The organism is Acidovorax sp. A79 (genome assembly GCF_041154505.1).
GTDB lineage: Bacteria > Pseudomonadota > Gammaproteobacteria > Burkholderiales > Burkholderiaceae_C > Acidovorax.
Genome location: NZ_AP028672.1, coordinates 3,135,357 through 3,146,980 on the forward strand (window position 1 = coordinate 3,135,357; position 11,624 = coordinate 3,146,980).

The 11,624-nt window shown below is 67.9% G+C and carries 13 protein-coding genes; 10 read left to right on the forward strand and 3 right to left on the reverse strand.

Annotated elements, in window-relative coordinates:
- Nucleotides 1–122: 122 nt before the first annotated feature.
- On the reverse strand, nucleotides 123–1,547 hold the full coding sequence (locus tag ACAM51_RS14375; protein ID WP_218339242.1) for an FAD-binding oxidoreductase: 1,425 nt from the start codon (nucleotides 1,545–1,547) through the stop codon (nucleotides 123–125).
- A gap of 203 nt (nucleotides 1,548–1,750) precedes the next feature.
- On the opposite strand from ACAM51_RS14375, the gene ACAM51_RS14380 reads away from it, so the two are divergent.
- The 8 genes from ACAM51_RS14380 (at nucleotide 1,751) to ACAM51_RS14415 (ending at nucleotide 8,962) form a co-directional block, all read left to right on the forward strand.
- Complete coding sequence (locus ACAM51_RS14380; protein ID WP_218296475.1) at nucleotides 1,751–2,434, forward strand: TetR/AcrR family transcriptional regulator; 684 nt, start codon at nucleotides 1,751–1,753, stop codon at nucleotides 2,432–2,434.
- Nucleotides 2,435–2,550: 116 nt separating this feature from the next.
- Entirely contained in the window at nucleotides 2,551–3,543 is a 993-nt protein-coding gene (locus ACAM51_RS14385) for a Bug family tripartite tricarboxylate transporter substrate binding protein (RefSeq protein WP_369641008.1), read from the forward strand.
- Complete coding sequence (locus ACAM51_RS14390; RefSeq protein WP_369641009.1) at nucleotides 3,540–5,048, forward strand: carboxylesterase/lipase family protein; 1,509 nt, start codon at nucleotides 3,540–3,542, stop codon at nucleotides 5,046–5,048. Before ACAM51_RS14385 ends, ACAM51_RS14390 begins: the two co-directional genes overlap by 4 nt.
- 113 nt (nucleotides 5,049–5,161) lie before the next feature.
- The gene (locus tag ACAM51_RS14395) at nucleotides 5,162–5,971 is read left to right on the forward strand and encodes a GntR family transcriptional regulator (RefSeq protein ID WP_369641010.1); all 810 of its coding nucleotides are present in this window, start codon (nucleotides 5,162–5,164) and stop codon (nucleotides 5,969–5,971) included.
- Nucleotides 5,968–6,789: a transporter substrate-binding domain-containing protein gene (locus tag ACAM51_RS14400; RefSeq protein ID WP_369641011.1), complete on the forward strand. Its 822-nt coding sequence runs from the start codon at nucleotides 5,968–5,970 to the stop codon at nucleotides 6,787–6,789. The genes ACAM51_RS14395 and ACAM51_RS14400 overlap by 4 nt, the downstream gene beginning before the upstream one ends.
- 63 nt (nucleotides 6,790–6,852) lie before the next feature.
- A complete protein-coding gene (locus tag ACAM51_RS14405) occupies nucleotides 6,853–7,527 on the forward strand; it encodes an amino acid ABC transporter permease (protein ID WP_369641012.1) in 675 nt (224 codons plus the stop codon).
- A 3-nt stretch (nucleotides 7,528–7,530) separates the two neighbouring features.
- Nucleotides 7,531–8,184 (forward strand): amino acid ABC transporter permease, encoded by a 654-nt coding sequence (locus tag ACAM51_RS14410; protein WP_057227970.1) that lies wholly within the window; start codon nucleotides 7,531–7,533, stop codon nucleotides 8,182–8,184.
- Nucleotides 8,168–8,962 carry an amino acid ABC transporter ATP-binding protein gene (locus tag ACAM51_RS14415; RefSeq protein ID WP_255590935.1) on the forward strand — a complete coding sequence of 265 codons (795 nt, stop codon included), beginning with the start codon at nucleotides 8,168–8,170 and terminating at the stop codon, nucleotides 8,960–8,962. Before ACAM51_RS14410 ends, ACAM51_RS14415 begins: the two co-directional genes overlap by 17 nt.
- A gap of 151 nt (nucleotides 8,963–9,113) precedes the next feature.
- On the opposite strand, the gene ACAM51_RS14420 is transcribed toward ACAM51_RS14415, so the two are convergent.
- Complete coding sequence (locus tag ACAM51_RS14420) at nucleotides 9,114–9,476, reverse strand: EF-hand domain-containing protein (protein ID WP_369641013.1); 363 nt, start codon at nucleotides 9,474–9,476, stop codon at nucleotides 9,114–9,116.
- Between the two features lie 321 nt (nucleotides 9,477–9,797).
- Between ACAM51_RS14420 and ACAM51_RS14425 the strand changes: the two genes are divergently transcribed.
- Entirely contained in the window at nucleotides 9,798–10,238 is a 441-nt protein-coding gene (locus tag ACAM51_RS14425) for a hypothetical protein (RefSeq protein WP_218339236.1), read from the forward strand.
- A 189-nt stretch (nucleotides 10,239–10,427) separates the two neighbouring features.
- Nucleotides 10,428–10,997 carry a cob(I)yrinic acid a,c-diamide adenosyltransferase gene (locus tag ACAM51_RS14430; protein ID WP_218296483.1) on the forward strand — a complete coding sequence of 190 codons (570 nt, stop codon included), beginning with the start codon at nucleotides 10,428–10,430 and terminating at the stop codon, nucleotides 10,995–10,997.
- A 195-nt stretch (nucleotides 10,998–11,192) separates the two neighbouring features.
- On the opposite strand, the gene ACAM51_RS14435 is transcribed toward ACAM51_RS14430, so the two are convergent.
- Nucleotides 11,193–11,615: a hotdog fold thioesterase gene (locus ACAM51_RS14435; RefSeq protein WP_218296484.1), complete on the reverse strand. Its 423-nt coding sequence runs from the start codon at nucleotides 11,613–11,615 to the stop codon at nucleotides 11,193–11,195.
- Between the last annotated feature and the right edge of the window lie 9 nt (nucleotides 11,616–11,624).

Consider the following 11,624-nt stretch of genomic DNA (forward strand, 5'->3'; position numbering starts at 1 on the left):
GACCGCCGCCGCCGCGGCGCTAGCGCGGGCCATGGGACTCGCCCGCGGCCCGTCTTGCGGATGCGCACAGCTTTCGAAGGGCAGCATGGGCCGCCCGGGACGGGGGCTGCGCCACGCGGCGGCTACAGCGCGAAGATCTTTCCCGGATTCAGGATGTTCTTCGGGTCCAGCGCCCGCTTGATGGCGCGCATCATGTCCACCGCGCCAGCCCCGGTTTCATCGAGCAGGAAGCCCATCTTGTGCAGGCCCACGCCGTGCTCGCCCGTGCAGGTGCCGCCCATGCTCAGCGCGCGGGCTACCAGCTTGTGGTTCAGGTCTTCCGCGGTCACGCGCTCTTCGGGGATGTTGGGGTCGAGCAGGTAGCCAAAGTGGAAGTTGCCGTCGCCCACATGGCCCACCAGGAAGTAAGGGATGCCGCTGTCCTCGGCTTCCTGCACCGAGTCGAGCAGGCAGTCGGCCAGGCGGCTGATGGGCACGCAGGTGTCGGTGCTGATGGCGCGGCAGCCGGGGCGGCTTTGCACGGCGGCGAAGTAGGCGTTGTGCCGCGCGGTCCACAGGCGCGTGCGTTCCTCGGGCGTGCTGGCCCATTCAAAGGCATTGCCGCCAAACTCGCTGGCGATGTCCTGCACCGTCTCGGCCTGCTCCTTCACGCTCGATGGCGAACCGTGGAACTCCATCAGCAGCATAGGTTCTTCGCGCAGGGTGAGCTTGCTGTGCGCGTTGACCATGCGCACCGTGTGGTGGTCGATGAGTTCCACGCGCGCGATCGGCACGCCGAGCTGGATGGTCTGGATCACGGTGTGCACGGCGGCCTCGATGCTCGGGAACGAGCAGATCGCGGCGCTCACGGCCTCGGGCAGCGGGTACAGGCGCACGGTGATCTCGGTCATGATGCCCAGCGTGCCCTCGCTGCCCACCATCAGGCGCGTGAGGTCGTAGCCCGCGCTGCTCTTCTTGGCGCGCGTGCCGGTGTGGATGACTTCGCCGCTGGCCGTGACCACCTGCAGCGCCAGCACGTTCTCGCGCATGGTGCCGTAGCGCACGGCGTTGGTGCCGCTGGCGCGCGTGGCGCTCATGCCGCCAATGCTGGCATCGGCGCCGGGGTCGATGGGGAAGAACAGGCCCGTGTCCTTGATCGCATCGTTGAGCTGCTTGCGCGTGATGCCGGGCTGCACGGTCACGGTGAGGTCTTCGGCATTGATGCTCAACACCTGGTTCATGCGGCTCACGTCAATGCTGATGCCGCCCTGCACGGCCAGCAGGTGGCCTTCGAGCGAGGAGCCGGCGCCGTAGGGAATCACCGGCACCTCGTACTGGCTGGCCAGCTTCACGGCGTCGGCCACGTCCTGCGTGCTCTCGGCGAACACGACAGCGGAAGGTGGCGGCGCCTGGAAGGAACCTTCGTCCCGGCCATGCTGCTCGCGCACGGCCTGGGCCAGCGAGCACCGCGCACCAAAGCGGGTCTGCAGCGCTTCGATGAGGGCCTGGGGCACTTCGCGCAGGTTGATTTCGGGGAGAAGGTGGGCGGCGGCGGTGGGGGCGTTCATGGGTTGTCTCCAGGGTGGTCGAAAAGAATACCACCGGCCTTTGCGTGGCGCCATGGCAGTGGTCAGGCAGGTGCAAGCTGGCCCGGACCCCGCGGGTGCACAAGGCGCGCGGGCACTGCGCGGCGTGGTGCGGGTATTCACGGGCTTGTTCGCGGGTGTTCGCTTAAATACATTACGTTTGAAATGTATATTGTGAAAGCGCCATGAACCACCGTGTTTCCCCCAAGGCGGGGGTGCGCCGCACGCATGCCGAGCGCAGCGCCGCCACCCGCCAGCACCTGATCGCCACGGCCATCGATGTGATCCAGAACCGCAGCCTGGAGGAGATGTCCATCCATGAGCTGGCCAAGTCGGCGGGCATGACGTCGGGGGCGGTGCAGCACCACTTCACGTCCAAGGCGGTGCTGATGATGAACGTGCTCAGCGAGCTGATCGAGTCCAGCGTGCTGTCGGGCGCACTCTGGCCCGACAGCACGCTGGCGCCCCGCGAGAGGGCGACCCTTTTCGTGCAGGCCGTCTGGGGCCTGGTCTATGCGCAGCCGCGCTTCATCGTGGCCTGGAACATCTATCTGGGCTGCCGCAACCAGCCGGAAGTGCTGGGCCACATTGCCGAGCTGCGCCAGAGCGTGCAGGCGCGCATGCGCGACGGGTTCTTCAAGGCATTTCCCGAACTGGCCCACGAGGCCGACCGCGATGGCCTGCTGGGCCTGGTGCTGTCCTCGCTGCGCGGGCTGGGGATGCTGCAGCTTTTTGCACCTGCGCGGCAGGACACGCCGGATGCTGCGCAACAAGCCCAGCTGGCCTGCCTGGCCGACCTGATCGCCACCCGCTGTGAAGCCGCAGCCGCCAGTGCCGCGCCCGCCAAGGCGCGAGCGCCTCGCCGCTAGGCCCTGGGTGCCGCCGCACCGGCGCGCACCTGCGCACGTTTGCGGGAGCCCCGCCAGGCGCCTGTGCAACGCCATTCCACTGCCACCCCCCCAAAAAACCCAGGAGACAACACACCATGGCCCTTTCCTTCCCCCGCGCGCCCCGCATTCCGCTGCTGGGCGCCCTCGTGCTGCTGGCAGGCACCGCAGTGGCACAGCCAGGCGCGTACCCGGCCAAGCCCATCCAGCTCATTGCGCAGCAGCCGCCCGGCAGCGGCTCGGACGCGATGACCCGCGTGTGGGCCGACTGCGCCGCGCGTGAACTGGGCCAGGCGGTGGTGGTGCAGAACAAGCCGGGGGCCAACGGCGTGCTGGCAATCAACTACCTCAAGGGCCAGCCCGCCGACGGCTACAGCCTGCTGAGCATCGGCATGTCGCAGATGACGATCACGCCGTATGTGTACAAGCAGCCGCCGTACGACCCGCTGCGCGACTTCGATGGCGTGGCCGTGCTGGGCACGTCGCCGCTGGTGCTGGCCGTGCCTGCGGGGCAGGGCATCGCGAGCCTGGCCGATCTGCAAAAACTCGCGCGCGCCACGCCGGGTGGCGTCAACTTTGGGTCGCCGGGCAAGGGCAGCCCGGCGCACCTGCTGACTTCGGCGCTCATCGAGCGCCTGGGCGTGGCTGGCACCCATGTGCCCTTTGTGGGCGAAGGCGCGGGCCTCACCGCGCTGATGGGGCAGCAGATCCATGCGATGACCCTGGTCATCGGCACGGCCGCAGCCCAGGTCAAGGCGGGCAAGCTGGTGCCGCTGGCGCTGTTTGGCGCGCAGCGCTCGCCCCTGCTGCCGGAGGTGCCCACCATTGCCGAAGCGTTGCCCCCTGCTGCCGACCTGGCGCGGCCCGCGTGGATTGCGGTGGTGGCCAAGGCGGGCACGCCGCCCGAACTGCTGAGCAAGCTCAACGCCGTTACCGAAAAGTGCCGGGGCGATGCGCAGTACAAATCGCGGCTGGAGGCCATGAACGTCACGCTCACTTCCTCGGTGCCGGGCGACGTGCGCGCCTGGGCCTCGCGCGATGCGGCCGTGTGGCGGCCCTTGATCGACAAGCTGGGCCTGGCCACGGAATGACAGTGGGCACAGCTGCACCCCAGGTCACGCTGCCCCACGGCGGCCAGCTGCGGGGTCTGTGGGACCACGGCGTGCGTGTGTTCCGTGGCGTGCCGTACGCCCAGGCACCACGTGGCGCGCTGCGCTTTGCGGCACCGGCGCCTGCGTTGCCGTGGTCCGGCCTGCGCGACGCCACCACCTTCGCGCCCATGGCGCCGCAACTGGCCCGCACGGCAAAAGCCGATGCACCCATGCTGGGTGGCCAGGACTGCCTGGCCGTGAATGTGTGGGCACCGCCCGCAGCGCCGGGTGCGGGCCTGCCGGTGTTGGTGTGGGTGCATGGTGGCGGCTTCTTTCGCGGCTCGGCGAGCGAACCGCTGTACGACGGCGCTTCGTTCGCCCGGCAGGGGCTGGTTTTTGTGTCGCTGCAGTACCGGCTGGGCATGGACGGGTTCATGCACTTCGAGGGTGAGGACGACGGTGCACCCGCCAACCGGGGTTTGCTGGACCAGATCGCTGCGCTGCAGTGGGTGCAGGACCATGTCCAGGCCTGGGGTGGCGACCCGACGCAGGTCACGGTGTTTGGCCAGTCGGCGGGCGCGGGTGCGCTGGCGTGCCTGCTGGGCATGCCAGCGTCGCGCGGCTTGTTCCAGAGGGTCATCCTGCAAAGCCCGAGCGTGGCCTGCCAAACGCTGGACGAAGCCGCCGCCGTGCGCCGCGCAGTGGCTGCGTTGGTGGGCGTGGCGCCGAGCCGCACCACGCTGGCCTCGGCACCCATCGGTTCGGTGCTTCATGCCGTCCACAGGCTGGCAGCAGATCCATCGCTTCGAGTTCGGCATGGCATCGGGGGCCGCAACTTCTTTCCGCTGCGGCCCGTGGTGGATGGGCGGGTGCTGGCTGCGCCGCCGCTGCAGGCGATGCGCCAGCAATGGAGGGCCCGGCCACCGGACCTGCAGGTGCTGGTGGGCAGCAATGTGGACGAGATGCGCCTGTACCACGTGCCGGGCGGCGCCATCGACCGCGTGAGCGAGGCGAAGGTGCTGGCGTTTGCGCAGGATGTGGGTTTGCCCACGGAGGCGGTTCGCGCCTGCCGGGCGCTGTTGCCGGCTGCCCAGCAGACACCGGGCGAGCTGCTGTCAGCCTTGCAGTCCGATTTCTACTACCGCGTGCCCGCACAGCGCATCGCGGCGCTGGCCAGCGAATGGGCCCAAAGCGCCCACCGCTATGAGTTTGCCTGGGCATCCCCCCAGTGGCGGGGGCGGCTGGGCGCGGCGCACGCGGTGGAGCTGCCGTTTGTCTTTGGCAACCTTCACACTGCCCAGGGGCAAGAGTTCACGGGGGCCGCGCCGCCTGCCGCTCTGGCGCAGGCCATGCACCAAAGCTGGGCGAGTTTTGCGCGCCGGGGCGACCCCGGCTGGGCGCGCCATGAGGGCACCATGCCCTGGCTGCAGCATTTCAACAGCGCATCGCGCTGCGAAATCCATAGCGAACCCACCAGATTCAATCTGTGGCGAGGCATTCTTTGAGCAAGGAGGGCGAAGTCCGCTGAGCCCCCGTAGGGCGCCATAGGCTGGCGCGCCACACTGGTGCATCCATCTTGTATACCAGTTGGCACGGAACCTGCAATCAGCAGGCGGCAATGACCACCGCCACCGAGATCAGCAACCGCATCATCGAAGCCGTGATGGCGCAAAAGCTCGCCCCGGGCTCGCGCCTGGGCGAGCAGCAGCTGGCCATGCTGTTCGACTGCAGCCGCACCATCGTGCGCGAGGCGCTCACGCGGCTGTCCACGCGCGGCATCGTCACCGTGAGCGCGCGGCGTGGCTGGTATGTGATCGAACCCTCGGAAGACGAGGCGCGCGAGGCCTTCGAAGCGCGCCGCGTGATCGAACTGGGCCTGCTGCACCAGCTCAAGGCGGTGGACAAGGCGGCCGTGCGCCAGCTCAGGAGCCACCTGCAGCGCGAGAAGGCGGCGCTGGCGGGCAGCGACGTGGGCGCGCGCAGCTTCCTGCTGGGCGACTTCCATGTGTGCCTGGCCGAATGCCTGGGCAATTCACTGCTGGCCGACACGCTGCGCGACTTCACGGCGCGCACCACGCTGATCGCCATGCTCTACCAGTCGTCGCACGATGCCGCGCAGTCGTGCGCCGACCACGTGCGCATCGTCGAGGCGCTGGAGGCGGGCGACATCGCCCAGGCCGAGGCGCTCATGTCCGAGCACATCGGCTCGGTGCAATCCGCGCTGCGCCTGCAGGCCAGCACCGACCCGCTGGCCGGGCTGCGCGATGCGCTGGCCCCGGTGCGCAAGACCACTGCCGCCGCAGCGGACACCACCGCGCAGCCCCGGCAACGCAAGCCCCGCGCTGCGTCCAAGAGTTCTACCCCGAAAGCGTCCGACCAGGACGCAGCACCCGCCGACGCATCCACCTACCTAGGAGCCCTGCTATGACCGCCCCCCGTGCCTTTGTTTCCTCGACCCGCCGCCTGACACTGGGCGTGCTCGCCGCCACGGGCCTGTGGGCCGCGCTGATGGCCCCTGCCGCCCACGCGCAGAACGCGCTGGACAACATCCTCAAGGCCAAGGAAATCAAGATCGCCATCCCCACCGACTATCCGCCCTACGGCTTTGTCGGCACCGACCTCAAGCCCCAGGGCCTGGATGTCGAGATGGCCAACTACATCGCCACCAAGCTGGGCGTGAAGGTCGAGTTGATCCCCGTGACCAGCGCCAACCGCATCCCCTACCTGCAGACGCAGAAGGCCGACCTCGTCATCTCCACGCTGGGCAAGAACCCCGAGCGCGAGAAGGTCATCGACTTCACTGCGGCCTACGCGCCGTTCTTCCAGGCCGTGTTTGCCAGCAAGAGCCTGAACATCAAGAGTTTTGCCGACCTCACGGGCAAGTCGGTGGCCGTGACCCGTGGCGCCATGGAGGACCAGGAACTGGCCAAGGTCGCGCCCGCGGGCGTGGACGTGAAGCGTTTTGAAGACCACGCGGCCAGCATCTCGGCCTTCGTGTCGGGCCAGACGCAGGCCATTGCCACCAGCGCCTCCACGGCCGGCACCATCATGGTCAAGAACCCCAACCTGCAGACCGAATACAAGCTGCTGCTCAAGGACAGCCCCAACTTCATCGGCGTGGCCAAGGGCGAGGACAAGCTGCGCCTGCGCGTGAACGAGATCATCGCCGAGGCGAAGAAGTCGGGCGACATCGACAAGCTCTCCAGCAAGTGGCTGGGCCGTCCCGCCGGCGAACTGCCCCTGTGAACGCACACCACTGACCATTTGCTGAACAGGCCTGGGGCGTGACAAGCGCCGCAGGGCAACCGCATGCTGATTGCGCTGGATTTCTCTGCCGTGCTGTCCTCCTGGCCGCTGCTGGTGCGCGGTGTGGTCTGGACCATCGGGCTCACGGTGGTGGGTACCGTGCTGGGCCTGTTGCTGGGCACGGCCTGTGCCTGGGCGCGCGCCCGCAACCTGGGGCCGCGTGCGCTGCCGCTGCGCTGGGCCGTGGCCGCCTATGTGGAGCTGGTGCGCAACACGCCCTTCATCGTGCAGCTGTTCTTCCTGTTCTTCGGCCTGCCGGCGCTCGGGTTCAAGCTCTCGCCCGAGGTGGCCTCCGTGCTGGCCATGGTGATCAACCTGGGCGCGTATTCGGCCGAGATCATCCGCGCCGGCATCGAGGCCACGCCGCGCGGGCAGATCGAAGCCGCGCAGAGCCTGGCCCTGACGCCCGGCCAGACCTTCCGCCGTGTGGTGCTGCCGCCGGCGCTGCTCAAGGTGTGGCCGGCCATGGTGAGCCAGATCATCATCGTGATGCTGGGCTCGGCCGTGTGCGGGCAGATCTCCACGCCGGAACTGAGCTACGCGGCCAACCTGATCTCCAGCAACACCTTCCGCGCGTTCGAGGCGTTCATCCTGGCGACGGCCGTGTACCTGGCGCTGTCGATGCTGACCCGCCGCCTGCTCATCTGGGTGGGTGCCCGATTCTTGGTGGGGAGATAAGCCATGGTGGAATTTTCTCTGTGGGACATCCTGCGCAACCTGCTGATGGCCGCGCGCTGGACCGTCAGTCTCTCGCTCATTGCCTTCATCGGCGGCGGGCTGGTGGGCCTGTTGCTGCTGGTGCTGCGCCTGTCCAAGGTGCGGGGTACCGAGCGCCTGATCGGTGCCTATGTGCAGGTGTTCCAGGGCACGCCGCTGCTCATGCAGCTGTTCCTGGCGTACTTCGGCATTGCGCTCTTTGGCATCAAGACCTCGCCGTGGACGGCCGCCGCCGTGGCACTCACGCTCTACACCAGCGCCTATCTCACGGAGATCTGGCGCGGCTGCGTGGCCTCCATCCCCAAGGGCCAGTGGGAGGCGGCGCAGAGCCTGGCCCTGAACTTTGGCGAGCAGCTGCGCCATGTGGTGCTGCCGCAGGCACTGCGCATTGCGGTGCCGCCCACCGTGGGTTTTCTGGTGCAGGTGATCAAGGGCACGGCGCTGGCATCGGTGATCGGCTTTGTCGAGCTGACCAAGGCCGGCAGCATGATCTCCAACGCCACCTACCAGCCCTTCCTGGTCTACGCCTGCGTGGCCCTGCTGTACTTTGTTTTGTGCTTCCCGGTGAGCCTGGTGGCGCAGTCCCTTGAAAGGAAACTCCATGGCAACCGCAGTTGATACAACCCCGGCTCCCGCCCACGACGGCATCGTGGTGGGCGCGCCGCCCATCGTGGACATCACGGCCCTGCGCAAGTCCTACGGCACGAACGAGGTGCTCAAGGGCATCGACCTCAAGGTGCAAAAGGGCGAGGTGATCGCCATCATCGGCAAGAGCGGCTCGGGCAAGAGCACGCTGCTGCGCTGCGTGAACGGGCTGGAGGTCTTTCAGGAGGGTGCCCTCAGCGTCAACGGCAAGAAGCTCATGCACGACAGCCCCACGGCCATGCGTGAGCTGCGCCAGCAGGTGGGCATGATTTTTCAGAACTTCAACCTGTTCCCGCACCTTTCGGTGGGCCGCAACATCATGCTGGCCCCCACGCTGGTGAAGTCGCGCGACGCCGCCACGGCGGCCGCGCAGGCGCGCAAGCTCCTCGAGCGCGTGGGCCTGGCAGAAAAATTCGACGCCATGCCCGACCAGCTCTCGGGCGGGCAGCAGCAGCGCGTGGCCATTGCCCGCGCCCTGGCCATGGAGCCACAGGTGCTGCTGTGCGACGAGATCACCTCGGCGCTCGACCCTGAATTGGTGGGTGAGGTGTTGCGCGTGGTGGAGTCGCTCGCGCTGGAAGGCATGACACTGATGATGGTCACGCACGAGATGGCATTCGCGCGCAAGGTCAGCGACCGCGTGATCTTCATGCACCAGGGCCGTGTGCACGAGACGGGCACGCCCGCCGAGCTGTTCGGCCACCCGCGCACGCCTGAACTGCAGCAATTCCTGTCCTCGCTGCACGACTGACGGCGGCCCTCGGCGCGCAGGCGCAAAAGCCCGCCCACGGTCTGGAACGCTCCAGGGCGGGCGGGCTCGCGGACGCCAATGGTCCGCTACACGCGGTGGTCACCCCGGGTTTGGCTCCGTGGCCAAGAGCCAGGGCATCCGGGATGGAGGATCAGGAAAGAAGGCCCTTCTCGAATTCGGCTGGAGACAGGGAGCCGCTCTGGTCGGCATCCAGTTCCTTGAAGCGCTGGCTGATGGCCGGCAGCTTGGTGGCTTCCTTCTCGCTCAGCTTGCCGTCCTTGTCGGTGTCGGCGCGATTGAAAGCGTTGGTGGCGGCCATGGAGGGGTTTCCGGTGCCAGGGCCGTAGGAGTATTTGGGGTCTCCCGGGGCTGCGGCCTTGCTGGCCGGCGCAGGCTGGGGCGAAGTGGAAGTGGACTGTGCCTGCAATGCGCCCACGCCACCCAGGGAGAGGGCGGCGAAGAGCATCACGCTGCGCGTATCGAACGAATAGGTGCGTCGTTGCAGTGCTTTCATGGAAGCTAGGCTCCTTCGAAGTTGAACAGGGTTTCATTGCACCGCAGCAGGCCGGGCAAGGCCAGCACTCTTGCCTGCTGTTGCCCGGGCCAACATTTCCCAGCGCGGTGTAACCGGCAGCGGCTGCTTTGTAGGGCAATGCGGAGGGGATGTACCCAAACGTAGGGCGCCACAGGCGCCCGCCCGACGCCGCGGGCCGGTTGCCGGATGACTGGCAGGCCGGGGCATGTCCTACATCGGCGTTCCCGCCTGCCCAAAACAATGCACTTCAGCATCCCGCTGGATGGATGTTTTTTGTTGTTTTATCCCAAGGAGCCTCTCATGCAAAAGCAAACCGTTGTGGCCGCCCTCGCCGCCCTGGCCTGCACCGCCGCCCTCGCGCAGGCGCCCGCCACCAACACCGCCCGCCCCCCTTCCGAGGTGAATCCCGCCGCTTCGGGCGGCCCCGCCGCCGCGAATGCGCAGAACAAGGCCGACAACCGTGCCAGCCAGAGCACGGCGGCGCCCGCCAACCCTGCCAAGGGCGATGGCCGTGGCGCCCCGGTGGCAGAGATCAACCCCAGCGCCTCCGGGGGCAAGGCCGCCGCCAAGGCGGAAACGCGGGTGAACGCCCGCCTCATGGACTCCAACGGCGACGGCATGGTGTCGCGCCAGGAGTGGGACACGTACCACGCCAATGCGTGGAACAACCTCAAGCCCTCGAACACGGGTGTCTCCACGGCGGACATCGACAAGCTCAACCGCTCGACGGCGACCCAGTGACCCTGGTGGCCGGCGGCAGCCGGTGGGCGGCAGCGCGATAGGGGCTGCCCGCCCGCCCCTTGCACCGGGTGCGTGTGCAAGGGGCTTTTTTTTGAATACCGGCCCGGCGGGCGCGGTGGCGGAAAATCGCGGGTGCAGATTCCCCGCGCGGCCCTGCGCCGCATCCCCCACCGACCAAGCAAGGCACCCATGGGCAACCGACTCACACAGATCGCCACGCGCACCGGCGACGCCGGCACCACCGGCCTGGGCAACAACGAACGCGTCTCCAAGGACAGCCTGCGCATCCATGCGCTCGGTGACGTGGATGAGCTCAACTCCCACATCGGCCTGCTGCTGTGCGAGCGCGTGCCGGAGGACGTGCGCGGCCTGCTCGTCGAGGTGCAGCACCAGTTGTTCAACCTGGGGGGCGAGCTGTCGATCCCGGGCTTCGAACTGCTCAAGCCGCAAGCGGTGCTGGCACTGGATGACGCCCTGGCCCACCACAACGCGGCGCTGCCGCGCCTGCAGGAATTCATCCTGCCCGCCGGCACCCGAGCCGCCGCGCAAGCCCATGTCTGCCGCACCGTGGCGCGCCGCGCCGAACGCGCCGTGGTCGCCCTGGGCAACGAAGAGGCGCTGAACGACGCGCCGCGCCAGTACCTCAACCGCCTCTCCGACCTGATGTTCGTCCTGGCCCGCGTGCTCAACCGCATGGATGGCGGGGATGACGTGTACTGGAAAAGCGAGCGCCTGGCGCAGCAGAATGCTACTGAATAGATAGCTTCTGGCGCTTACCCAGTAAGCGCTGGAGAGTAATTTTCTATAAATTCAACCCTGCCCGCTCCGGGTGGCGCTGCCCACCAGGGCAGCCAAGCAAGGGCCGCCCCGCAGCGAGGGCTGCGTCCCCCTTCCCGAGTCGCGTTAGCGATTCGAGAGAAGGGGAAGGCACGAAGTGCCTCAGGGGGATGCACCTTATCTCGGCGCCAGGATCGCCATGGTCAGCCGCGACACGCAGGTGAGCTCGCCCGCGTCGTTGACCATGTCGATGTGCCACACGTGCGTGGTGCGGCCCAGGTGGATGGGCCGGGCGGTGGCCGTCACCCAGCCGCTGGTGGCGGAGCGCAGGTGGTTGGCGTTGATGTCCAGGCCCACGGCGTTGTGGCCCTCGGGGCTGGCGTAGTAGGCGCCCACCGAGCCCAGCGACTCGGCCAGCACCACGCTCACGCCGCCGTGCAGCAGCCCGAAGGGCTGTTTGGTGCGCTGGTCCACCGGCACGCGGCCGCGCAGGAAGTCGTCACCCAGTTCGATGATCTCGATGCCCAGGTGCGAGGCAGCGGTGTTGTGGTGGTCGGCGTTGAGTCGAGCCAGGTCGACGGGCTTTTTCCAGATGGGCATGGTGGCTTC

Coding starts and splice junctions, on each gene's coding strand:
- ACAM51_RS14375 (WP_218339242.1), bottom strand. CDS start 1,547: ATGAACGCCCCCACCGCCGCCGCCCACCTTCTCCCCGAAATCAACCTG.
- ACAM51_RS14380 (WP_218296475.1), top strand. CDS start 1,751: ATGAACCACCGTGTTTCCCCCAAGGCGGGGGTGCGCCGCACGCATGCC.
- ACAM51_RS14385 (WP_369641008.1), top strand. CDS start 2,551: ATGGCCCTTTCCTTCCCCCGCGCGCCCCGCATTCCGCTGCTGGGCGCC.
- ACAM51_RS14390 (WP_369641009.1), top strand. CDS start 3,540: ATGACAGTGGGCACAGCTGCACCCCAGGTCACGCTGCCCCACGGCGGC.
- ACAM51_RS14395 (WP_369641010.1), top strand. CDS start 5,162: ATGACCACCGCCACCGAGATCAGCAACCGCATCATCGAAGCCGTGATG.
- ACAM51_RS14400 (WP_369641011.1), top strand. CDS start 5,968: ATGACCGCCCCCCGTGCCTTTGTTTCCTCGACCCGCCGCCTGACACTG.
- ACAM51_RS14405 (WP_369641012.1), top strand. CDS start 6,853: ATGCTGATTGCGCTGGATTTCTCTGCCGTGCTGTCCTCCTGGCCGCTG.
- ACAM51_RS14410 (WP_057227970.1), top strand. CDS start 7,531: ATGGTGGAATTTTCTCTGTGGGACATCCTGCGCAACCTGCTGATGGCC.
- ACAM51_RS14415 (WP_255590935.1), top strand. CDS start 8,168: ATGGCAACCGCAGTTGATACAACCCCGGCTCCCGCCCACGACGGCATC.
- ACAM51_RS14420 (WP_369641013.1), bottom strand. CDS start 9,476: ATGAAAGCACTGCAACGACGCACCTATTCGTTCGATACGCGCAGCGTG.
- ACAM51_RS14425 (WP_218339236.1), top strand. CDS start 9,798: ATGCAAAAGCAAACCGTTGTGGCCGCCCTCGCCGCCCTGGCCTGCACC.
- ACAM51_RS14430 (WP_218296483.1), top strand. CDS start 10,428: ATGGGCAACCGACTCACACAGATCGCCACGCGCACCGGCGACGCCGGC.
- ACAM51_RS14435 (WP_218296484.1), bottom strand. CDS start 11,615: ATGCCCATCTGGAAAAAGCCCGTCGACCTGGCTCGACTCAACGCCGAC.